General features: G+C 66.7%; 22 protein-coding genes. 13 read left to right on the forward strand and 9 right to left on the reverse strand.

Going from position 1 to position 22,326, the window contains the following annotated elements:
• The 9 genes from mtgA (at position 1) to CTA01S_RS02155 (ending at position 7,410) form a co-directional block, all read left to right on the forward strand.
• On the forward strand, positions 1-747 hold the full coding sequence (gene mtgA, locus CTA01S_RS02115; RefSeq protein ID WP_062191605.1) for a monofunctional biosynthetic peptidoglycan transglycosylase: 747 nt from the start codon (positions 1-3) through the stop codon (positions 745-747).
• 31 nt (positions 748-778) lie between these two features.
• Positions 779-1,393: a hypothetical protein gene (locus CTA01S_RS02120; RefSeq protein ID WP_062191609.1), complete on the forward strand. Its 615-nt coding sequence runs from the start codon at positions 779-781 to the stop codon at positions 1,391-1,393.
• Positions 1,390-1,917: a TlpA family protein disulfide reductase gene (locus CTA01S_RS02125; protein WP_019559775.1), complete on the forward strand. Its 528-nt coding sequence runs from the start codon at positions 1,390-1,392 to the stop codon at positions 1,915-1,917. The genes CTA01S_RS02120 and CTA01S_RS02125 overlap by 4 nt, the downstream gene beginning before the upstream one ends.
• Before the next feature lie 143 nt (positions 1,918-2,060).
• Positions 2,061-2,507, forward strand: coding sequence for a type II 3-dehydroquinate dehydratase (aroQ, locus tag CTA01S_RS02130; protein WP_062191612.1), 447 nt, complete (start codon positions 2,061-2,063; stop codon positions 2,505-2,507).
• An 81-nt stretch (positions 2,508-2,588) separates the two neighbouring features.
• Positions 2,589-3,059 carry an acetyl-CoA carboxylase biotin carboxyl carrier protein gene (accB, locus tag CTA01S_RS02135; protein ID WP_062191615.1) on the forward strand — a complete coding sequence of 157 codons (471 nt, stop codon included), beginning with the start codon at positions 2,589-2,591 and terminating at the stop codon, positions 3,057-3,059.
• 10 nt (positions 3,060-3,069) lie between these two features.
• Entirely contained in the window at positions 3,070-4,419 is a 1,350-nt protein-coding gene (gene accC / locus CTA01S_RS02140) for an acetyl-CoA carboxylase biotin carboxylase subunit (protein WP_019559778.1), read from the forward strand.
• Between the two features lie 4 nt (positions 4,420-4,423).
• On the forward strand, positions 4,424-5,320 hold the full coding sequence (gene prmA / locus CTA01S_RS02145) for a 50S ribosomal protein L11 methyltransferase (RefSeq protein WP_062191619.1): 897 nt from the start codon (positions 4,424-4,426) through the stop codon (positions 5,318-5,320).
• Between the two features lie 50 nt (positions 5,321-5,370).
• Complete coding sequence (locus CTA01S_RS02150) at positions 5,371-6,471, forward strand: zinc-ribbon and DUF3426 domain-containing protein (protein WP_198150751.1); 1,101 nt, start codon at positions 5,371-5,373, stop codon at positions 6,469-6,471.
• A gap of 33 nt (positions 6,472-6,504) precedes the next feature.
• A complete protein-coding gene (locus CTA01S_RS02155) occupies positions 6,505-7,410 on the forward strand; it encodes a carbohydrate kinase family protein (protein WP_062191626.1) in 906 nt (301 codons plus the stop codon).
• An 85-nt stretch (positions 7,411-7,495) separates the two neighbouring features.
• Here the strand turns inward: CTA01S_RS02155 and CTA01S_RS02160 are convergent, their stop codons facing one another.
• From CTA01S_RS02160 to CTA01S_RS02195, 8 genes are all read right to left on the reverse strand, one after another.
• Complete coding sequence (locus CTA01S_RS02160) at positions 7,496-7,972, reverse strand: histone H1-like DNA-binding protein (protein ID WP_062191630.1); 477 nt, start codon at positions 7,970-7,972, stop codon at positions 7,496-7,498.
• 210 nt (positions 7,973-8,182) lie between these two features.
• Positions 8,183-9,334, reverse strand: coding sequence for a ribonucleotide-diphosphate reductase subunit beta (locus tag CTA01S_RS02165; RefSeq protein WP_062191633.1), 1,152 nt, complete (start codon positions 9,332-9,334; stop codon positions 8,183-8,185).
• A 202-nt stretch (positions 9,335-9,536) separates the two neighbouring features.
• Positions 9,537-12,449 carry a ribonucleoside-diphosphate reductase subunit alpha gene (locus tag CTA01S_RS02170; RefSeq protein ID WP_062191637.1) on the reverse strand — a complete coding sequence of 971 codons (2,913 nt, stop codon included), beginning with the start codon at positions 12,447-12,449 and terminating at the stop codon, positions 9,537-9,539.
• A 444-nt stretch (positions 12,450-12,893) separates the two neighbouring features.
• Positions 12,894-13,502 carry a 1,6-anhydro-N-acetylmuramyl-L-alanine amidase AmpD gene (ampD, locus tag CTA01S_RS02175; RefSeq protein ID WP_062191641.1) on the reverse strand — a complete coding sequence of 203 codons (609 nt, stop codon included), beginning with the start codon at positions 13,500-13,502 and terminating at the stop codon, positions 12,894-12,896.
• On the reverse strand, positions 13,489-15,003 hold the full coding sequence (locus CTA01S_RS02180) for a sigma-54-dependent transcriptional regulator (protein WP_062191646.1): 1,515 nt from the start codon (positions 15,001-15,003) through the stop codon (positions 13,489-13,491). The genes ampD and CTA01S_RS02180 overlap by 14 nt, the downstream gene beginning before the upstream one ends.
• On the reverse strand, positions 15,000-16,874 hold the full coding sequence (locus tag CTA01S_RS02185; protein WP_062191649.1) for a sensor histidine kinase: 1,875 nt from the start codon (positions 16,872-16,874) through the stop codon (positions 15,000-15,002). Before CTA01S_RS02185 ends, CTA01S_RS02180 begins: the two co-directional genes overlap by 4 nt.
• Positions 16,871-17,104 (reverse strand): PP0621 family protein, encoded by a 234-nt coding sequence (locus CTA01S_RS02190; RefSeq protein WP_062191653.1) that lies wholly within the window; start codon positions 17,102-17,104, stop codon positions 16,871-16,873. The genes CTA01S_RS02185 and CTA01S_RS02190 overlap by 4 nt, the downstream gene beginning before the upstream one ends.
• The gene (locus CTA01S_RS02195; RefSeq protein WP_062191657.1) at positions 17,101-17,925 is read right to left on the reverse strand and encodes a cytochrome C assembly family protein; all 825 of its coding nucleotides are present in this window, start codon (positions 17,923-17,925) and stop codon (positions 17,101-17,103) included. The genes CTA01S_RS02190 and CTA01S_RS02195 overlap by 4 nt, the downstream gene beginning before the upstream one ends.
• Positions 17,926-17,998: 73 nt before the next feature.
• On the opposite strand from CTA01S_RS02195, the gene ffh reads away from it, so the two are divergent.
• Positions 17,999-19,363 carry a signal recognition particle protein gene (gene ffh / locus CTA01S_RS02200; RefSeq protein ID WP_019559790.1) on the forward strand — a complete coding sequence of 455 codons (1,365 nt, stop codon included), beginning with the start codon at positions 17,999-18,001 and terminating at the stop codon, positions 19,361-19,363.
• A 35-nt stretch (positions 19,364-19,398) separates the two neighbouring features.
• Positions 19,399-20,094: a DUF2726 domain-containing protein gene (locus CTA01S_RS02205; RefSeq protein WP_019559791.1), complete on the forward strand. Its 696-nt coding sequence runs from the start codon at positions 19,399-19,401 to the stop codon at positions 20,092-20,094.
• Here CTA01S_RS02205 and ftsY read toward each other — a convergent pair whose 3' ends face one another.
• Positions 20,095-21,144, reverse strand: a complete 1,050-nt coding sequence (gene ftsY, locus CTA01S_RS02210) for a signal recognition particle-docking protein FtsY (protein WP_062191662.1) — start codon at positions 21,142-21,144, stop codon at positions 20,095-20,097.
• Between the two features lie 42 nt (positions 21,145-21,186).
• Here ftsY and rsmD point away from each other — a divergent pair, with 42 nt between their 5' ends.
• Both rsmD and coaD read left to right on the forward strand, forming a co-directional pair.
• The gene (gene rsmD, locus CTA01S_RS02215; RefSeq protein ID WP_062191665.1) at positions 21,187-21,828 is read left to right on the forward strand and encodes a 16S rRNA (guanine(966)-N(2))-methyltransferase RsmD; all 642 of its coding nucleotides are present in this window, start codon (positions 21,187-21,189) and stop codon (positions 21,826-21,828) included.
• Positions 21,825-22,325: a pantetheine-phosphate adenylyltransferase gene (gene coaD, locus CTA01S_RS02220; RefSeq protein WP_019559794.1), complete on the forward strand. Its 501-nt coding sequence runs from the start codon at positions 21,825-21,827 to the stop codon at positions 22,323-22,325. The genes rsmD and coaD overlap by 4 nt, the downstream gene beginning before the upstream one ends.
• Position 22,326 lies beyond the last annotated feature (1 nt).

Raw genomic sequence — 22,326 nt, forward strand, 5'->3', positions numbered from 1 at the left:
ATGCGTCGCATGCTCGACTGGGCTTGGCGTCTGATCGCCCTCTTGCTCGTCTGCACCCTGTCGCTCCAGTTGTATTTCTTGGCGCGGGTGGCCCTCATGCGCGTCATCGATCCGCAGTCCACCACCTTCCAACGCAGCCAGGCTTGGCGCATCACCCTGGAGACAGGTCGTCTGCCCTGGCGGCAGGCTTGGCGCGCCTACGACGACATCTCCGACCACCTCAAACGGGCTGTCATCGCGGCCGAAGATGCCAGCTTCGCCGAACACGACGGCGTGGATTGGGACGCCATCGAGCGTGCCTGGGAACGCAACCAGCAAGCCCTGGAGCGGGCCGAGCGCCTGGCCCGGCGCCGTCCCGAAGCGGCCAAGCCGCCGGTGCGCATCGTCGGGGGCTCCACCATCACGCAGCAATTGGCCAAGAACCTTTTCCTCTCCGGCGAGCGCAGCTTGCTGCGCAAGGGCCAGGAAATCGTCATCACCTACGCGCTCGAACACCTCCTCGGCAAACGCCGCATCCTGGAGATCTACCTCAACAGCGTGGAATGGGGCGAAGGCGTCTTCGGCGCCGAGGCCGCCGCGCAGCACTACTTCGGCGTCCCCGCCGATCGACTCACCCCCTGGCAGGCCGCCCGCCTGGCCGTCATGCTGCCAGCGCCGCGCCGCTACGAGCAGCGCCCACACTCGGCCTACTTGCAGCGCCGTGCGCAAACCATCCTGGCGCGCATGAGCGCCGTGACCCTGCCGTGAACCTCCACACCGTCCCACGGGTCTGACTGCCATGCCCCCCTCCGCCCTCACCGCCGAAATCGCCGCCACCGCCGCCCGACTCATCGTCGAAGACGGCATGGAATACGGGCCGGCCAAGCGCCGTGCCGCCAAACTCGTCGCGGCGCGCCGCGGCGGGACGGTCGAGCTGCCCGACAACGACCTGGTCGAAGAGGAAGTGCGTGCCTACATCGAGCTCTTTTGCGCCGACACCCAGCCGGCCGAGCTGGCCGCACTGCGCAGCGTGGCATTGCGCTGGATGGAACGCCTGGTCCAATTCGACCCGCACCTGAGCGGCGCCGTCTGGAATGGCACGGCCACGCGCCACAGCGACATCTGGATCCAGCTCTATTGCGACGACCCCAAGTCCGCCGAAATCAGCCTGCTCAACCTGGGCATCCCCTACGATGTCGGGCGGGCCCAGGGCTGGCGCGGCGAGCCGGTGGACGTGCTGACCGTCACCGACCGGCATGCCGCGCTCGCGCAGCCGGTGCTCGTGCACTTGGGGATCTACGACCGCGACGACCTGCGCGGCGCCCTGCGCCGGGACGCTCGCGGGCGCAGCGAGCGCGGCTCGCTGGCAGCCCTGCGCGCCCTGATCGACCCCGACACGCCTGCACCCGAATGAACCGACGACACGCCCTTTCATATGCCGGCGCGGCCCTGGCCGCCGCCCTGGCCGGAGCCGGACTGGCCTGGTGGCGATGGCGCCCCACCGAGGCGGCCGCCCATGCCGCAACCACCTTGTTTTCCCAGACCTTCGACAGCCCCGAGGGCAGCCCCCTGGCGCTGCGCCAGTTCGCCGGCCGGCCGCTGGTGGTCAATTTCTGGGCCACCTGGTGCCCGCCGTGTGTGAGAGAAATGCCCGAGCTCGACCGCTTCTACCGCGGCCATCGGGCCCAGGGCTGGCAGGTGCTCGGCGTGGCCATCGACCAGCCGCAAGCCGTGCGCGAGTTCTTGCTCAAGGTGCCGGTGAGCTTTCCGATCGCCATCGCCGGCTTCGCCGGCACCGAACTGGCCAAGGCCCTCGGGAACACCTCGGGTGCCCTCCCTTTCACCGTGGCGCTGAATGCCTCCGGTGAAATCACGCACCGAAAGCTGGGCGAAACCAGTTACGATGAATTGCTCGGTTGGGTGCAGCCGCTGGCCTGAGGCACTGGCCGGAGGTCGCGGCCCCATCGTCCGGCCCCATGCCCATGACGAGGTCGATTGAAACAATTTCTCGACTTTTGGCGTGATTTGCGCTTAAAGTTGCGCCTTCGTCTCACAACTTGCGCGTTCGCGCTTTCCACCCCATGTCGATCCTCGTCCTTCATGGCCCCAATCTCAATTTGCTTGGCACCCGTGAGCCGCAGGTCTATGGGTCGACCACTTTGGAGCAGATCAACGCTGATCTGGTCAAGATGGCGCAAGATCACGGCCAGACCCTGGTGACCTTTCAAAGCAACCATGAAGGAGCCCTGGTCGACCGCATCCATGCCGCCCGGCTGGATGGCACCCGCTTCATCCTGATCAACCCGGCGGCCTACACCCACACCAGCGTGGCCCTGCGCGACGCCTTGGCCGCCGTGGCCCTGCCCTTCGTCGAAGTGCACCTGTCCAACATCCATCGGCGAGAATCCTTCCGCCACCACTCCTACCTGTCGGACCTGGCCGAAGGCGTGATCTGCGGCCTGGGCGCCAGCGGCTACCGGCTTGCGCTGGCCTATGCGCTGGAGCGCCTGAGCCGGGCCCCAGCCTGACATTTCACAACACAAAAAATGATCGGTGCACAATGCGCGCCGATCTCAACAATCCACCTCGAAGTCTGTTGGAGAGCCACCATGGATCTACGCAAGCTCAAAACCCTGATCGACCTGGTGTCCGAGTCGAACATCTCGGAACTGGAGATCACCGAAGCTGACGGCAAGGTCCGCATCGTGAAGTCCGATGGTCAGGCTGCAGCCCTGCCCGCCATGGTGGCCGCGCCCATGCTGGCGCCCACGCCCGTGACCGCGGCGGCCGTGCCCGCCCCGGCGCCTGCCGCCCCGGCCCCGGCCCCGACTCCGGCCGCCCCGACCGGCCATGCGGTCAAGTCCCCGATGGTCGGCACCTTCTACCGGGCCTCCAGCCCCGGTGCCAAGCCCTTCGTGGAAGTGGGCCAGCAGGTCAAGGAAGGCGACCCGATCTGCATCATCGAGGCGATGAAAATCATGAACGAGATCGAAGCCGACAAGTCCGGCACGATCACCCAGATCCTGTGCGAAAACGGGCAAGCCGTCGAATACGGCCAGCCGCTGATGATCATCGAGTGAGGCGCACTCGATGTTCAAGAAGATCCTGATCGCCAACCGCGGGGAGATCGCCCTGCGGATCCAGCGCGCTTGCCGTGAAATGGGCATCCAATCGGTGGTGGTCTATTCCGAGGCCGACCGCGATGCCAAATACGTCAAGCTGGCCGACGAAGCCGTCTGCATCGGCCCGGCGCCGTCCTCGCAGAGCTATTTGCACATGCCGGCCATCATCTCGGCCGCCGAAGTGACCGACGCCGAAGCCATCCACCCCGGCTATGGCTTCCTGTCCGAGAACGCCGACTTCGCCGAACGCGTCGAGCAAAGCGGCTTCACCTTCATCGGCCCCACGCCCGAATCGATCCGCCTCATGGGCGACAAGGTCTCGGCCAAAGCCGCGATGATCAAGGCTGGCGTGCCTTGCGTGCCCGGCTCCGACGGTGCCTTGCCCGAGGACCCGAAGGAAATCATCCGCATCGCCCGCTCGATCGGCTACCCGGTCATCATCAAGGCTGCCGGCGGCGGTGGTGGGCGCGGCATGCGTGTGGTGCACACCGAAGCCGCGCTGATCCATGCCGTGCAGACCACCCGGGCCGAAGCAGGCGCCGCCTTTGGCAACTCGGCGGTCTACATGGAGAAGTTCCTCGAGAACCCGCGCCACATCGAGATCCAGGTGCTGGCCGACCAACACCGCAATGCCGTCTACCTGGGCGAGCGCGACTGCTCGATGCAACGCCGCCACCAAAAGATCATCGAGGAAGCCCCCGCACCAGGCATTCCGCGGCGCATCATCGAGCGCATCGGCGCGCGCTGCGCCGATGCCTGCAAAAAGATCGGCTACCGCGGCGCAGGCACCTTCGAGTTCCTCTACGAAAACGGCGAGTTCTACTTCATCGAGATGAACACCCGGGTGCAGGTCGAGCACCCGGTCACCGAGCTGGTCACCGGCATCGACATCGTGCAGATGCAAATCCGCGTGGCCGCTGGCGAGAAGCTGCCGTTCTCGCAGCGTCACATCCAGATGCGCGGTCATGCGATCGAGTGCCGCATCAATGCCGAAGACCCGTACAAGTTCACCCCGTCGCCTGGGCGCATCACCATGTGGCATGCCCCTGGCGGCCCCGGCGTGCGCGTGGACTCGCACATCTACACCAACTACTTCGTGCCCCCGCACTACGACTCCATGATCGGCAAGATCATCGTGCACGGGGACACCCGCGAACAAGCGCTGGCCCGCATGCGCATCGCGCTGTCCGAGACGCTGGTCGAGGGCATCCAAACCAACATCCCGCTGCACCGGGAATTGATGGTCGACTCCAAATTCATGGAAGGCGGCACCAGCATCCACTACCTGGAAAGCTGGATGGCGCAGCACCAGCGTTGAGGTCATGGTCGAACTCATTCTGCTGGCCGCCGAGGACGACGTCGAAACGGTGTCCGATGCCTTGATGGAACTCGATGCGCTGTCGGTCTCGGTCGAAGATGCCGATGCCGACACCGCCTCCGAGCACGCCTTGTTCGCCGAGCCGGGCCTGCCGCCGCCCCGCGCGGGCTGGCAGCGCTCCACGGTCAAGGCCCTCTACCCAGACGAAGCCGCCGCGCTGGACGCTGCCACACTGCTGCTGGCGCAGCCGTGGGCCGGCAACGTGCACGTGGTCGCGATTCAAGACGTGCCCGACGAGGACTGGGTGCGCCTGACGCAATCGCAGTTCGCGCCAGTGGAAATCACGCCCGAGTTCTGGATCGTGCCCAGCTGGCATGAGCCCCCTGCGCAAGCCCAACGCGTGGTCCGTCTCGACCCAGGCCTGGCCTTCGGCACGGGCACCCATCCCACCACGCGCATGTGCCTGCGCTGGATCGCCCAACAAGCGCCATCGCTGGGCAGCACCTGGACGCGCGTGCTCGACTACGGCTGCGGCTCGGGCATCCTGGCCATCGGCGCGGCGCTGCATGGTGCCGGACAGATCGACGCCGTCGACATCGACCCAGCCGCCGTGGAAGCCACCTGCCGCAACGCCCAGGCCAATGGCATCACGCTGCAAGCCGGGCCGCCCGAACTGGCCCGGGGCGCCTACCCCCTGGTGCTGGCCAACATCCTGGCCACCCCCCTGAAGCTGCTCGCCCCGCTGCTTTGCGCTCATGTGCAACCCGGTGGTCACTTGGTGCTGGCCGGCATCTTGGAGCGGCAGGCCGAGGAATTGCGCGCCGCGTACGCCCCTTGGGCGGCTCTGCACGTGAGCGACCAGGAAGAGGGCTGGATCCTGATGACCGCCCGCCGTGACTGAACCCCTGCCGCCCTTCGGGGCGGATGGTGCATCGTGGCATCATTCGCGCCATGAGCCTGGCTACCCGTTGCCCCGCCTGTCATACCGCCTTCCGCGTGGTGCAAGACCAGCTCAAGGTCTCTGAAGGCTGGGTGCGCTGCGGCCGCTGCAACGAAGTCTTCAATGCCTTGGACGGGCTGTTCGACCTCGAACGCGAGCCCGCCCCCACCCGTGGCACGGCCTCGGCCAGTGGGCTGCCGCAAGACAGCCCCAGCGCGGCCGTGCAGGCCGGCTTGGGCGCCTTGTTGTCCCGCGCCTCCAGCGACATGGCCCCACCGCCAGCCCCTCCTGCGGTCTCGCCCCCCTCCCGCGCGCCCGAGCCGCCCAGCGTGCCGAACGATCCCCACGAGCACGAAGCCATCGCCACTTCCGAAGTGCTGGATTCGCGCTTTCTCGACCGCAGCACCTACGGCGCACAGCACGACGCCGACGGGGAACATGGGTTCGCCGATGCACGCCTGGACAGCCGCCTGCACGGCCCCGACGACAGCCAGCCCCCGCGTCCTTCGGCCTGGACGCCTCGCGCGACCTCCAGCGCCGCACGCGGCGCTCGACACCGCAGCGCCCGTGCCAGTGACACACCCCCAGAGGCGTCCGCCGCCACCCCGGGCTTTTTGCGCCGGGCCGAGCGCGAGGCCCGCTGGCGCCACCCGGCGATGCGCGCCCCGCTGGGCTTGCTTGCCTTGTGTCTGCTGAGCGGGCTGGCCCTACAGTGGGCCTACCACGAACGCCAATGGCTTGCCGCCCATCACCCCAGCACGCGCCCCTGGCTGGAACGACTGTGCACCTGGACCGGCTGCCGCATCGGTCCTTGGCAGTCCATCGACCATGTGGTCGTGGACAGCAGCAGCTTGAGCCCCGGCAGCACACCGGAGAGTTATCGCCTCTCCGTGCAACTGCGCAACCGGGCCCCGGTGGCGCTGGCCGTACCGGCCATCGAATTGGTGCTGACCGATATGCAAGGTCAGCTCGTGGCGCGCCGCGCCCTGCTGCCTTCGGACTTTCGTGTGGGCGACACCCTCGCGCCGCACGGCGACCTCAGCTTGCGGCTCGAATTCCGCACCCCCGGACACCGTGTGGCCGGCTACACGGTCGAAGCCTTTTATCCTTGACGATCCCCCCCTCTCTCTGCTCGGAGCTTGTCCATGCCAGCGCTGATCTGCGGTTCCCTCGCCTTCGACACCATCACCAACTTCCACGGGCGCTTCCGCGATCAGATCCTGCCAGAGCAAATCCACATCCTGAACGTCTCGTTCCTCGTGCCCACCTTGCGTCGGGAATTCGGTGGCTGTGCCGGCAACATCGCCTACTCCTTGTACCAGCTGGGCGGCACGCCGCTGGTGATGGCCACGCTGGGCAGCGACGGACACACCTATCTTCAGCGCTTGCGTGACTGGGGCGTGTCCACCGAGTTCGTGCAGGTGCTCGAAGATCACTACACCGCCCAGGCCATCATCATGACCGACCTGGACAACAACCAGATCACGGCCTTCCACCCTGGCGCGATGGCACAGGCCCACCGCATTCGCATCCAGGCGCGGCCGGACATCGCACTGGCCATCATCGCTCCGGACGGGCGCGAGGCCATGCTCAGCCACGCCGAACAGCTGGCCGCGGCCGGCATCCCCTTCATCTTCGATCCGGGTCAGGGGCTGCCGATGTTCACTGGCGAGGAACTGCGGCACTTCATCGCTCAGGCCACCTGGGTCGCGCTGAACGACTATGAAGCCCGCATGCTGTGCGAACGCACTGGCCAAGATCTGGCCACCCTGTCGCGTTCACACCTGCGCGGCGTGGTGGTCACGCTCGGGGAGCATGGCTGTGAAGTCTGGATCCAGGGCGAACGCCAGCACATTGCCGGCGTGAAAGCCCAGGCCGTGGTCGATCCCACCGGCTGCGGAGACGCCTTCCGCGCCGCGCTGCTCTATGGTCTGGAGCGGGGCTGGCCTTTGGCCCGCTGCGCCGAACTGGGCAATCGGCTGGGCGCCTTGAAGATCGCCTGCAGCGGTCCGCAAAACCACCGCATCGACCACGCCGCCCTCGGTTTGTGACCCGCCAATAAAAAACCCGGCCGCAGCCGGGTTCTCGGTCCGCAGGGCACTGCAGGCACTTGCCGCAGCGCCCTTGCGGGCAGGCTCAGGGCTTGTTGCCCGTCGGGAAGGGCCAGGCCGCTTGAGGGCTGAGCGCCGTCTTGGCCGCGGGGGCCGCCGGAGTCGCCGCAGGGGCAGCCGGGGCGGCAGGGGCCGCTTTGGCCGCAGGCTTCTTCGCTGCCGCCTTCTTGGCCGGAGCCTTCTTCGCTGCGGCCTTCTTGGCTGGGGCCTTCTTGGCCGCCGCCTTCTTGGCCGGAGCCTTCTTCACCGCGGCCTTCTTGGCCGGAGCCTTCTTCGCCGCCGCCTTCTTGGCCGGCGCGGCCTTCTTGGCGGCGACCTTCTTCACCGCGGCCTTCTTGGCCGGGGCCTTCTTCACCGCCGCCTTCTTGGCCGGCGCGGCCTTCTTGGCGGCGACCTTCTTCACCGCGACCTTCTTGGCCGGAGCCTTCTTCGCAGCGGCCTTCTTGGCGGCCGGCTTCTTCGCTGCCGCCTTCTTGGCGGCCGGTTTCTTCGCAGTTGCCATGACGAATCTCCTTGATCAAGTGGCAAAGAGCACCGCGCTGCTCGATACAGCACGGGGATTCACAGCCCGGGGTTCTGTCCTTGCGGGACGCCCCGGTACGGTGAATGCGTTGGCAGGCCGTCGGCGCGGCTTCTACGTCCGCTGCATTGGGCCTGCAAAGTCAGTTGTTCTTCGTTCATGTCCCGAAGCCCGGCCTGCGGCCGCGGCGCTTCAATCCCACGACAGCGCGCCACCGGACTGGTATTCGATGACGCGGGTCTCGAAGAAATTGCGCTCTTTCTTCAGGTCGATCATTTCGCTCATCCACGGGAAAGGGTTCTCCTCATGCGGGAAGAGCTCCTCCAAGCCAATCTGCGTGGCGCGCCGATTCGCGATGTAGCGCAGATAGCCCTTGAACATCGAAGCGTTCAGCCCCAACACCCCGCGCGGCATGGTGTCTTCGGCATAGCGGTATTCCAGCTCGACGGCCTTGAGGAACAGGGCCTTGATTTCGGCCCGGAACTCCGGCGTCCACAGATGCGGGTTCTCGAGCTTGATCTGGTTGATCAGGTCGATGCCGAAGTTGCAGTGCATCGACTCGTCGCGCAGGATGTACTGATATTGCTCGGCCGCCCCGGTCATCTTGTTCTGGCGACCCAGCGCCAGGATCTGGGTGAAGCCGACATAGAAGAACAGCCCTTCCATCAAGCAGGCGAAGACGATCAGGCTCTTGAGCAGCTTCTGATCGTTCTCGGGCGTGCCCGTCTTGAAGGCCGGATCCATGATCACGTCGATGAACGGAATCAGGAACTCGTCCTTGTCCCGGATCGACGGAATCTCGTGATAGGCATTGAAGATCTCGCCCTCATCCAAACCCAGCGACTCCACGATGTACTGGTAGGCATGGGTATGGATCGCCTCTTCGAAGGCCTGGCGCAACAGGAATTGGCGGCACTCGGGCGCCGTGATGTGACGGTAGGTGCCCAGCACGATGTTGTTGGCCGCCAGCGAGTCGGCCGTGACGAAGAAGCCGAGATTGCGCTTGACGATGCGGCGCTCGTCTTCGGTCAGGCCGTTGGGGTCTTTCCACAGCGCGATGTCGCGGGACATGTTGATCTCCTGCGGCATCCAGTGGTTGGCGCATGTGGCGAGGTACTTCTCCCAGGCCCACTTGTACTTGAACGGAACGAGCTGGTTGACGTCGGTCTGCCCGTTGATGATGCGCTTGTCGGCGACATTGACGCGGCGCGTGGAGACCGCAGCAGCGGACAGCGGTGCCCCTTGGGGTGACGATGCCGCGGACCGCACGGCACCAGGCGTCGTGGGCACGGTCTGCAACGCAAGAGAGTTCGAAGCTTGGAGGTCTTCTTCCCAGGCCAACATGGTGGACTTCCTATGGGTGCGAATTATGAGAGTGTTGTGTCCAAACACCAAGCACTTCTTGACAAGGACGCGATGAACTTGTTGCTGTGCTGCATCGAAATCGGCGCTCCTTGCAGCACCTCATCACCGTCTGGTGCGAACACACGATGGCATCGATGCGAGCACGCGGCCGAACACCGCGCCTCGCATCACACCGGTCTGCTTACTGACAGGCCTCGCAGGTCGGATCGTCGATGGAGCAGAACTTCACGTCGGTGGCCGGCACGGCGGCCATCTGCGCACGCGCCTGCGCGGCCGCGGCCTCCAGCGCCGCAGACCCGCCGCTCACACCGCCTTGCGCAGGCACGGCATTGAGCTGACCAGGCCGGACCGTGGACTTCTCGGCATGGGTCGCGCCGATGGTGCGCAGGTAGTAGGTGGTCTTCAGACCACGCCGCCAGGCGAGCTTGTAGGTCTCGTCGAGCTTCTTGCCCGATGCGCCGGCCATGTAGATGTTCAGACTTTGCGCCTGGTCGATCCACTTCTGACGGCGCGCGGCAGCCTCCACCAGCCACACCGGCTCGATTTCGAAGGCCGTGGCATACAGCTGCTTGAGATCCTCGGGCACCCGATCGATGCGACGCAGCGAGCCGTCGAAGTGCTTGAGGTCCATGACCATCACGTCGTCCCACAAGCCCAGCTTTTTCAGGTCGCGCACCAGGTACTCATTGACCACGGTGAACTCGCCCGAGAGGTTGGACTTGACCGACAGGTTGCCAAAGCAAGGTTCGATCGAAGCATCCACCCCAACGATGTTGGAGATGGTGGCCGTCGGCGCGATGGCCACACAGTTGGAGTTGCGCATGCCGTACTGGGCGATGCGAGCGCGCAGCGCCTCCCAGTCCATCGTCGAGGACGTGTCGACCTCGACGTAGCCGCCGCGCTCCTCGGCCAGCATCTTCAGCGTGTCCAACGGCAGGATGCCGCGGTCCCACAGCGAGCCGCGATAGCTGGAGTAGCGGCCACGCTCCTCGGCCAACTCGGTAGACGCCCAGTAGGCGTAGTAGCACACCGCCTCCATCGAGCGATCGGCGAACTCCACGGCCGCCTGGCTGGCATAGGGGATGCGCAGCTGATACAGCGCGTCCTGGAAGCCCATGATGCCCAGGCCGACCGGGCGGTGGCGCAGGTTGGAGTCGCGGGCCTTCTTGACGGCGTAGTAGTTGATGTCGATGACGTTGTCCAGCATGCGCATGGCCGTGGCCACCGTCTTCCTGAGCTTCTCGTGGTCGATGCCGCCGTCCTTGAGGTGCCGCGCCAGGTTCACCGAGCCCAGGTTGCACACGGCGATTTCCTGGTCGTTGGTGTTCAGCGTGATCTCGGTGCACAGGTTGCTGCTGTGCACCACGCCGACGTGCTGCTGGGGCGAGCGCACGTTGCAAGCGTCCTTGAAGGTGATCCAAGGATGCCCGGTCTCGAACAGCATGGTCAGCATCTTGCGCCACAGATCGACGGCCCGCACCTTTTTGTACAGCTTGATCTCGCCGCGGGCGACCATCTCCTCGTAGCGGGTGTAGGCCGCCTCGAAGTCCTTGCCGAACTTGTCATGCAGGTCCGGGCAGGTGGACGGCGAAAACAGCGTCCACTCCCCGTTTTCCATCACCCGCTTCATGAACAGGTCGGGAATCCAGTTGGCCGTGTTCATGTCGTGGGTGCGGCGGCGATCGTCGCCGGTGTTCTTGCGCAGCTCCAGGAACTCCTCGACATCCAGGTGCCAGGTCTCCAGATAGGCGCACACGGCGCCCTTGCGCTTGCCGCCTTGGTTGACGGCCACGGCCGTGTCGTTGACCACCTTCAGGAAGGGCACGACCCCTTGGCTCTCGCCATTGGTGCCTTTGATATGGCTGCCCAGGGCGCGCACGCGGGTCCAGTCGTTGCCCAAGCCGCCGGCGAACTTGGACAACAGCGCGTTTTCCTTGATGGCCTCGTAGATGCCTTCCAGATCGTCGGGCACGGTGGTGAGATAGCAGCTCGACAGCTGCGAGCGGCGCGTGCCGGAATTGAACAGCGTGGGCGTGCTCGACATGAAGTCGAAGCTGGACAGCACTTCGTAGAACTCGATGGCGCGGGCTTCGCGGTCGATTTCATTGAGCGCCAGGCCCATGGCCACGCGCATGAAGAAGGCCTGAGGCAGCTCGATGCGCTGCTTGCGGATGTGCAGGAAGTAGCGGTCGTACAGGGTTTGCAGGCCCAGATAGTCGAACTGCAGGTCGCGATCGGCTTTGAGCGCTTGGCCCAAACGGGTCAGATCGAACTGCAGCAGCCGCTCGTCGAGCAGCTCGGCCTCCACCCCCTTCTTGATGAAGCCGGGGAAATACTCGGCATAGCGCTGGTGCATCTCGGCATGGGTGACCTCCTCGCCGAGCACTTCCTTGCGGATGGTGTGCAGCAGCAGCCGCGCCGTGGCGCGGGTGTAAGCCGGGTCTTTTTCGATCAGGGTGCGCGCAGCCAGGATGGCAGCCTTGTGCACCTCCTCCATCGGCACCCCGTCGTAGAGATTGCGGCGGGTCTCGGCCAAGATGGGCTCGGGTTTGACGTCCTCACCCAAACCCTCACAGGCCGACTGGATCAGGGCCTGCAGGCGCGTCATGTCCAGGGGCACGCGGTGGCCTCCATCGACCACCATCAGCGTGGGCTCGGCCTGCTGGGCGGCCGCCTGCTCGGCTTGACGGGCGCGCTCTTGGGCGCGGCGTTCCCGATAGAGCACATAGGCTCGCGCCACTTCATGGTGGCCGCCACGCATCAGACACAGCTCGACCTGGTCCTGCACGTCCTCGATGTGGAAGGTGCCACCGCCCGGACGTGAGCGCAGCAAGGCACGCACCACCGTCTCGGTCAGGTTGTCCACCGTCTCGCGCACGCTGGCCGAGGCCGCGCCTTGCGCCCCGTGCACCGCCAGAAAAGCCTTCATCAAGGCCACCGCGATCTTGTGCGGCTCGAAAGCCACCACCGCGCCGTTGCGACGGATGATCTGGTAGCCGGCATAGGCCGAGGACGTGGCGCCGGCCGGACGGGCGGTGGAGGCACTGAGGGCGGAGCCAGTGTGCGGCTCGGAGCTGGCAATGGTGGTTTGCATGGGTTCCCCTAAATCTGCGTGTGGCGGTGCATGTCCAGCGGTGCCGGTGGCGCAAGCTCGGTGCGAGCCCTCACCATGACGGGCCGCGGCCATGCACACATCGTCTGGACCGCTGCGCTGCCTGCGGCTCCGGCGGCTCGGCGGCCGGCCTGGCTGACGTGTGTCACCGTGTCTCGGAACGCGCGCAGGGCATCGCAGTCGAAAACACTATATCTAGTGTACCAACCCCTTTCAAGCGCTACCGATAGTGTCCTGAGGGCACGCAATGCAGGATTGACGAACGCCCCGTTTGGTGCTTGCCTGGCCCGCGCAACACCACGCGAAACACCCCGGATCGGCCGCCCGGCCGCTTCACGACGGCCTGGGCCACGGCATGGCCAAGCACCATGCGGGCTGGCGGCCCAAGGTCGGGCGCAAGACCGCGCCAGGCTTGGTCAAGGACGATCAGGCCGACGCAGCGGCCAAGGGAGCGAAGCAAGCCACCGGCCAGTCCAGGGCACGCTGCAAGCCCTGCCAGTCGAAGGCCGCTCCAGGGTCGGCCTTGCGGCCCGGGGCCACGTGCTCGTGGCCGGCGACGTGGGCAATCGGATACACCGCGCGCAATTCGCGCAGCAGGAGGACCAGCGCACGGTACTGCACCGGAGCGAAGGCTTCGCCCTCCAAGCCCTCGAGCTCAATGCCCACGCTGAAGTCATTGCAGTTCTCGCGTCCGCGGAACACGGAGCGGCCCGCATGCCAAGCCCGCCGGTCGCAGGAGACGAACTGCAACAGCTCGCCATCGCGCCGCACGACGAAATGGGCCGACACCTCCAGCCCGCGCAGCCGCTCGAAATAGGGATGCTGCGCGCAGTCGAGCCGGTTGGTGAAGAAGTCCTCGATCTCGGCTCCGCCGTAGCGGCCCGGCGGCAGGCTGATCGAGTGGATCACGACCAACTCCGGCACGACCCCCGGCGGTCGCGGCCCCTCATTGGGACTGGGCACCGCGCGTGCCCCGGCCCACCAGCCCTCGCGCCAGCGCTGCGCCGGCGTCGGCCCCACATCATTCGGATGCATCGCCGTCGGTGGTCACGCCATGCTCGGCCACGGTCACGCCCAGCCGTGCCATGCGATAGCGCATCTGTCGCAAAGACAGGCCCAGGCTCGCACCGGCGGCCGTGCGGTTGTAGCGGTGCCGCTCCAACGCGCGGATGAGGATGTCGCGTTCGACCGCATCGAGGTAGGCTTCCAAGTTGGACGGCAGCGGTGGCTCGCCAGCCACCGTGCTCGGGGCCCCCGCCTGCGGGGCGGGCGCCTCGAGATCTTGGCTCAGGGTATCGCCCTCGGGCTCGTCGGGCAAAAACAGCGCCCCCTCGTCGACCCAATCGCCGCCAGACAGAGCAACGGCTCGGTGCAAGAGGTTCTCCAATTCGCGCACATTGCCCGGGAAGGTATAGCGGCGCAATTGTTCCAGCGCCTGCGGCGCCAGGCGGGGCGGCGGCCACACGCCGGCGTCCTGGGCGATGCGTTCGAGCACCCGCTCGCAAATGGCCGGCAAATCCTCCAGGCGCTCGCGCAGCGGCGGCACACGGATCTGAATGACGTTGAGGCGGTAATACAGATCCTGACGGAAGCGCCCGGCCTGCACTTCGGCAGCCAGATCTTTGTGGGTGGCGCTGATGATGCGCACGTCCACTGGCGTCTCGCTGACCGCGCCCACCGGGCGCACGGCACGCTCCTGGATGACGCGCAGCAGCTTGGACTGCATCGACAAGGGCAGATCGCCAATCTCGTCGAGGAACAACGTGCCACCACGCGCTGCCTGGAAAAAGCCTTCACGATCTTCGTTGGCGCCGGTGAAGGCCCCTTTGCGGTACCCGAAGAACTCGGCCTCCAGCAATTGCTCGGGAATGGCTCCGCAGTTGACGGCGATGAAGGGCTGATCCTGGCGTGGACTGACTTCGTGCACGGCGCGCGCGACCAGCTCCTTGCCGGTGCCCGATTCGCCGGCCACCAACACCGGTGCCATGCTGCGGGCCACTTTGTCGATGAGGCTGCGCACTTGCTGCATGGCCGGGGATTGGCCGGCCATGCGATCCAGGGCCCGACGTGCCGTGCTGCCGCTGCCGGCGGCGCCTGCGCGCGCGGTCGACCGCGGGGGGGTGGACGCCGCCGTGGCGGGTGCCGACGGGCTGGCTGCGCTTTGGCGCCCCAGCGCCGAGGCAATCACCGAGCGGAATTGCCGCAAATCCACAGGCTTGGTGAGATAGTCATAAGCCCCCGCTTTGAGCGCCTCGACGGCGTTCTCCGGCGAGCCGAAGGCGGTGATCACGATGATCTTCTCACGCCGACCGGCCTGTTCGAGGCGGCGCAGCAAGTCCAAGCCGGTGCCATCGGGCAGGCGCATGTCGGTGATGACGGCGCTGTAGGTGCGGTCGCGCAGACGCGCCCAGGCATCTTCGACGCTGGAGGCGGTCTCTACGTCGTAGCCCTCGCGCAGCAGCGTCAGCTCGTACAGGGTACGCAAGTCGGGCTCGTCATCGACGACCAACAGGCTGTAATGGGAGGCGAGCGTCATGTGTCGAGGTGCAGAGTGGGCGAGCTGGCATCGAGGGCTTCGCGCCGCATGACCAGGTAGAACTCATTGCGCGCGACATGGTGAGCACCGCGCAGCCGGTAGTCGATGGTCGCGCCATAGCGCTCACACAACTCTTTGCAAATATACAAGCCCAAACCAGTGCCACGGCTGCGCGTCGAGAAGAAGGGCTCGAAAAGATAACGCTCGACCTCGGGAGGAATCGGCGCCCCGTCGCTGGCCACGCTCAAGGTGACGATCTGCTCGCCATCGGGGTACAAGTGCACCTCCACGCTGCCGGGCCGGCCAGAGGCATGGCGGTAGGCATTGTCCAGCAGGTTCACGAGCACACGGCGCAGGTGGTCCGGATCGAAGCGCGAACCCACAGGCTGCGAGGGCAGGTTCAGACGCAATGCGCTGTGCTCGTCTGAGGGCAGGCCTGCCGTGCGCGCCCAGTCGTGGCAAATGGTGGCCACCAAGGCGGTCAGATCCACCACTGCGGCGGCCGCCGCCGGCCCCCCCGGGGCGACCTCCATCACGTCATCGACGATGCGCTTGAGCCGCTCGACATTGTCACTGACCATCTGCGTGAGCCGGCGTTGAGCCGGGGTGTCGGCATCCTCGGCCAAAAGCGCATTGGCCTGGGCAATGGCCGCCAAGGGATTGCGAATCTCGTGCGCAATGCCGGCGGAGATGCGTCCCATCGCGGCCAGTTTTTCTTGACGCACGCGCGCCTGCACGTCGCGCTCGTCTTCCAGAAACAACACACACAGCTCCTCGCTGCTGTCCGGATCGCGCCGACGCGTGAAACGCATGCGCACCCGCAGCACACGCTCCACGCCAGAGTCGAACTTCAAATGGATTTCGCGCCCCGCCGCGGGCCATTGGCCTTCGGCGAAGGCGCGGCGCACCGCCTGGGCCAACGGCTCCCAAGCCGGATGAGACTGCAGCGGAAAAGGCGCCGGCCGCGCCAGCCCTGAGTCCGAAATGATGCGCCGCGCCGCCGGATTGGCCGCGCGCACCTTGCCGCGGCGATCGACCACCAAAACACCATGGTGCAACTCGTCGATCACCAGCCGATTGAGCTGCGCTTGCTGCCGGGCCAGTTCGAGGCTGCCGCGGGCGGCCAGCTCCTCGCGAGCCAGCCGGCCGGCCATCTCGCCGGCCAAGATCGCAATCACGAAGAAGCCGCTGGCCACCAAGCCGGCCTGTGTCATGAGCACGCCCAGGTCGGCCCCGCGAGCGGCTTCGCGCCAGGCTTCGCCCAAGAGCATGAGCGTGACGGTGGCGGCCACGGCCAGCGCGGTGCGCCTCCGGGTCAACACCCCGGCCATCAGCACCGGCAGCACCAGCAGCGGCACGAAATTGAGCCCACCGCGCGGCGCAAGCAGGTGCAAACTTCCAAAGGCCACCACGTCCACCACGATGGTGCCCAGCCACTGGGTGCGGTTCAGACGCACCGGAAGGCGGCCCAAGCCGCCAGCTCGGCGATAGGCAAACCAAGTGACCAGGGTCAAGACCGCGTAGGCCGCGCATCCGGCCAGCACCGGCCAGGGCACGCCGGCCGTCCCCAACCCTGCGGAGGCCAGCTGGGTGCTCAGCAGCAACAGCCCCACCACCACCCGTGCGCCGAGGAAGGCCCGGAAGATGCGCTGGAACGAGGGGATGCCCGAACCCAGCAGGCGCCGCGCATGACGGGTCAGGAAGCGCGAGTCTTCGCTGGGCAAGGTGTTGCCGTCGTTGTAGCGCGATTCCTCGTCGATCTGCGTGTCTTGCTCGACGCCAATCGCTGCGAACCAAGACTCCGGCGCGGGACGTTCGGCCGCCACAGGGCGGCGCTGCGTGGCGCGTCGTGGGGCGAGCCTGCGGTTCATCGCGGACCGGCCAGGCGGTGGGCCGCGCTGCAATAGTGGCGCCCGTCGTCGCCCGTGATGGCCTCGTCCCGTGGCAGGTGCAGCCCGCAGTGCGCGCAGTCGACCATGGTCTGCGGGCGCGCTCGAGGGCCGGCCGCCCGGGACGCCGCCGCCCCGGCATCGCGCCGGCGTCCGCTGCGCAGCACCCACACCAGCGCCATCACCACCACCAAGACGACGAGATATTTCACGATGCCGCCCCCACGGACACGGCCCGATGCAGCAAGACTTCCATCACGAAGCGGGAGCCGACATAGGCCAGCAACAACAGGCCCGCACCGGTATACAGCCAGCGCGTGGCCATGCGCCCACGCCAGCCGAAGGCACGACGCCCCGCCAGCAAACCGGCGAACACTGCCCAGGCCAAGATGGAGAACACCGTCTTGTGATCCCAGCGCCACGGGTCGGCAAACCACCAGCCCAGCACGAGCGCCGCCGACAACACCACGAAGCCCGCCGCAACGAAACGAAAGGTCAGCTTTTCCACACGCAGCAAGGGCATGCCCAGCGGCGCGGGCGGCAGCACACCGCGGCGGATGCGCATTTGACGCTCTGCATGCGACAGCAGGCCCGCATGCAGCACGGCCGCGCCGAACAAGCCATAGGAGGCAATGCCCAGCACCCAATGCAGGGGCATCCAGGGCGAGTCGGCATGCGCCCGCACCTCGCCCGGAAACGCCAGCATCAGCAACACCGCCGCGGCGCCCAGTGCGGCCAGCCACCGCTGCACGCCCGGCAGCGGCACGAAGCGGCTCTCGATCGCATAAACCGCCAGCACCAGCCACAACGTGGCCGACAGCGCCGGTGCAAAGCCGAAGCGGGCCCCGTGCAAGCCCGAGCCTGCGGTGTCCAGCACCAGAGCCAGTGCATGGGCCACCCAGCCCACTGCCAAGGCCCAGCGCAAAGCGTGCACCGTCCGTGGGCTGCGCAGGGCCGCCAGGGCATAGGCCAGCAGCGCGATGCCGCCGGCGGCCAGCGTCAGGAAGGGCAGACCAAGGTCGGCGCTCAGCATGCGAGACGAGGATCTAGAATCATCCGCACAGTGTACTTTCGCGGCCGGCTGCGCTGGCCCGGCCGCCTCTTCCATGGCCTCCACACTTTCCGAACGCCTGTCTCGGCTGGTCAAGCAGATGCGCGGCCAAGCCCGCATCACCGAAAGCAACGTCCAGGACATGCTGCGCGAAGTGCGCATGGCATTGCTCGAAGCCGACGTCGCGTTGCCCGTGGTACGCGACTTCATTGCGCGCGTGAAGGAGCGCGCGCTCGGGCAGGAGGTGGTTGGATCGCTGACGCCCGGACAAGCGCTGGTCGGCGTGGTGCACAAGGAGCTCGCCGCCACGATGGGCGAAGGCGTCAGCGACCTCAATCTCGCCACCCAGCCGCCGGCCGTGATTCTGATGGCCGGCCTGCAAGGCGCCGGCAAGACCACCACCGCCGCGAAACTGGCCCGCCACCTGATTCAGTCGCGCAAGAAAAAGGTGCTCACGGTCTCCGCCGACGTCTACCGGCCCGCGGCCATCGAACAGCTCAAGACGGTCACCCGGGCCGCCGGCGCCGAGTGGTTCCCCTCGCAGCCGAGCGACAAGCCCTTGGACATCGCCCGCGCGGCGCTGGATCATGCCCGGCGCCATTATTTCGATGTGCTGATCGTCGATACCGCCGGCCGTCTGGCCATCGACGAGGTGCTGATGGCGGAAATCCGTGAGCTGCACGCAGCGCTCAAGCCGGTGGAGACGCTGTTCGTCGTCGATGCGATGCAAGGCCAAGACGCGATCAACACCGCGCGCGCGTTCAAGGAGGCGTTGCCACTGACGGGCATCGTGCTCACCAAGCTCGACGGCGACTCGCGCGGCGGGGCCGCGCTGTCGGTGCGCGCAGTCACCGGCGCGCCGATCAAGTTCGCCGGTGTGTCCGAAAAAATCGACGGCTTGGAGATCTTCGACGCTCAACGCCACGCCGGACGGGTGCTGGGCATGGGCGACATCGTCGCCCTGGTCGAGGAGGTACAAAAAGGCGTCGACATGGAGGCCGCCCGCAAGCTGGCCGAAAAGGTGAAGTCCGGCGACGGCTTCGACCTCAACGACTTCCTGGCGCAGATCAGTCAGATGAAGAAGATGGGCGGATTGGCTGGCCTGCTGGACAAGCTGCCCACGCAGATTGCCGCCAAGGCCGGCCAGGCCGATATGGCGCGTGCCGAACGCGAGGTGCGCCGCATGGAAGGCATCATCAACGCCATGACGCCCTTGGAGCGCCGCAAGCCCGAGCTGATCAAGGCCAGCCGCAAGCGCCGCATCGCCGCCGGCGCGGGCGTGCAGGTGCAAGAGGTCAATCGCCTGCTCAAGCAGTTCGAGCAAATGCAGGGCATGATGAAGAAGATGAAAGGAGGCGGCCTGATGAAGCTGATGAAACGCATGGGCGGGATGAAAGGCCTGCCCGGGCTGGGACGCTGAGTCCTCCGCCCTGCCTTGCCGAGATCGAACTGGCCATGGAGATGATTCTGCTTCTGGGGCTGGCCGCCGTCGTGCTGCTGGGCCTGGTGTTCTGGCTCACGCGCCGCCCCGCCTCGGCCAGCAGCACACGGCCGCGTGCGGTCGAAGCGCTGGACACCCTGATGGCCTGGCAGCCCAGCCCCACGCGCCTACTGACCGGCCCCGAGCGCGAAGCCCATGCGGTGCTGCGCCGCGCCCTGCCCGAGCACCTGGTGTTCGCCCAGGTGCCGCTGGCGCGCTTCCTCAAAGTGCCCACACGGCATTCCTACACCGAATGGCTGCGGCGGGTCGGTCAGGTCTGCGCCGACTTCGTGATCTGCGAAGCCAACACCTTGGCCGTGGCCGTGGTCGAGGTGCGCCCTCCCGAAGGTCGGGACAGCCCGCGCGCCCGCAAACGACAGGCCCGCATGGAGCGGGTCGTGCGCGCAGCCGGATTGCCGCTGCATGTCTGGCATGAAGGGCAGATTCCCGACGTCGAGCAAGCCCGCGCCTCGATCCTGCAGTCCCTGGGCTTGCTCACCACCGAGGAAGGCGCCGCCCACGTGAGTACGCGCGGGGCGGAACATCCCGCCGGCGCGCGCCGACCGATGGCCACGCCCGAGACGACCGAGCCGCCTTCATCGACCTGGTTCGACGACCTGGATTCCGCGCCGACGCCACTGTCGCCGCCCCACTCGGCGCGGCGGCCCTGATCAGCTCAGCAGCGCCTGTGCGAACTCGCGCGCCTGGAAGGTCTGCAAGTCTTCCAGCTTCTCGCCCACGCCGATGAAATAGACCGGGAGGGGCCGCTCACGAGCCAATGCGGCCAGCACCCCGCCTTTGGCCGTGCCATCCAGCTTGGTGACGATGAGCCCGGTGAGTTGCAGAGCATCGTCAAAGGCCTTGACCTGCGCCAAGGCGTTTTGGCCGGTATTGCCGTCCACCACCAACAGCACCTCGTGCGGTGCGCTGGGATCGGCCTTGGCGATCACGCGACGGATCTTCTTGAGCTCCTCCATCAGGTGCAATTGGGTGGGCAAGCGTCCGGCGGTGTCGGCAATCACCACATCGCAAGCGCGTGAGCGGCCGGCGGTGACCGCATCGAAGCTGACCGCCGCCGGATCGCCGCCTTCCTGGCTGACGATTTCCACCTGGTTGCGATCGGCCCACACCGACAGCTGCTCGCGCGCGGCGGCGCGAAACGTATCGGCGGCGGCCAGCAACACCTTTTGCCCGGCAGCGGCCAAATGGTGCGTGAGCTTGCCGATGCTCGTGGTTTTGCCGGCCCCGTTGACGCCGACCACCATGATCACCGTGGGCTGGTGTTCGCCCAGCATCAATGGCTTTTCCAGCGGCGCGAGCAGTTCGGCCAGCGCATCGACCAGCAGGGCTTTGACCGCGGCCGGATCGGTGGCCTTGTGCTCCTTCACGCGCCGTCGCAAGTCGCTCAACAGGAACTCGGTGGCCTTCACTCCTGCGTCGGCCATCAGCAAGGCCGACTCCAGCTCTTCGTAGAGAGCCTCGTCGATGCGCGTGCCGGTGAAGACCTGCGAGAGGCTGCTGCCGGTCTTGCGCAGGCCGTTGCGCAGGCGCTCCATCCATGAGCGGCGCACACCGGGTTCGGCCGCTGGCGGCGTTGGCGTCATGTCCGCGGGCGAGACCGGCGGCGCCACCGCCGTGGCACCCGTCGCCGATGCCGGCTCGGCCGCCGCAGACGTGGGTGCAGGAGGCGTAGGGGTCTTCTTACGGAAAAAGCTGAACATGGAAAGATCGAGGTTTTCGGGCTCGATTCTAGAATCCAGGCCGTGCCTGCCTCCCGCCCTCCCGTCCCCCCCCGGCCCGACCGCCGCGCAGCGGCCCACGAGGTGCGCATCATTGGCGGCCGATGGAAGCGCAGCAAGCTGCCGGTGGCCGACCGCCCTGGGCTGCGCCCCACCCCCGACCGCGTGCGTGAAACCCTGTTCAATTGGCTGGGACAGGACTTGAGCGGCTGGCGCTGCCTGGATGCCTTCGCCGGCAGCGGGGCCCTGGGACTGGAGGCCGCCTCCCGGGGGGCTGCGCACGTGTTGCTGCTCGAACGCGATGCGACCTTGGTGCGCAGCCTGCGCGAGACGGTGCAAAGACTGGGGGCCGGCGGCGTCGACATACAATGCGCCGACGCCCTGGCCTGGATGCGCCAGCATGTCCGCCCCGAGTGGGATTTGATCCTGTTGGATCCGCCCTTCCAGGCCGAGGTGTTCACCACCGCGTTGATGGCGGCGCGGCCCTTGCTTGCCAGCGGCGGGCTCATCTACCTCGAAGCCGATCGGGCCTGGTGCGAGGCGCAGGCCGCCGCCCTGGGCTTGAGCCTGTGGCGCCAAGGCCGCGCTGGCGCGGTGCACTATCACCTGCTGCGCCTGGCCCCGCCTACACTGGCAAGCTGCGACCCTGCGCCCAAGACATCATGACCCGCTCTGACCGCATCACGGCCGTCTATCCAGGCACCTTCGACCCCATGACCTTGGGGCACGAAGACCTGATGCGCCGTGCCAGCACCTTGTTCGATGCCCTCATCGTGGCCGTGGCCGCCGGACACCACAAGCGCACGCTGTTCTCCTTGGACGAGCGTCTGGAAATCGCCCGCGAGGCCGCGGCCGCCCATCCCAACGTGCAGGTGATGTCTTTCGCCGGCTTGCTGCGCGACTTCGTCCTCTCCCAGCAGGCCAAGGTCGTGGTGCGGGGCCTGAGGGCCGTCAGTGACTTCGAATACGAGTTCCAAATGGCCGGCATGAACCGCCAGCTGATGCCGGAGGTGGAAACGGTCTTCCTCACCCCCTCGGATCAGTACCAGTTCGTCTCGGGCACGTTCGTGCGCGAAATTGCCATGCTCGGCGGTGATGTTTCCAAATTCGTGGCACCCTCGGTGCTGGAGCGCCTGCGCCACAAGGTGACTCAGGCTCACTGAC

Origin of the sequence: Caldimonas taiwanensis NBRC 104434 (genome assembly GCF_001592165.1) — a bacterium.
Lineage (GTDB): Bacteria > Pseudomonadota > Gammaproteobacteria > Burkholderiales > Burkholderiaceae_C > Caldimonas > Caldimonas manganoxidans.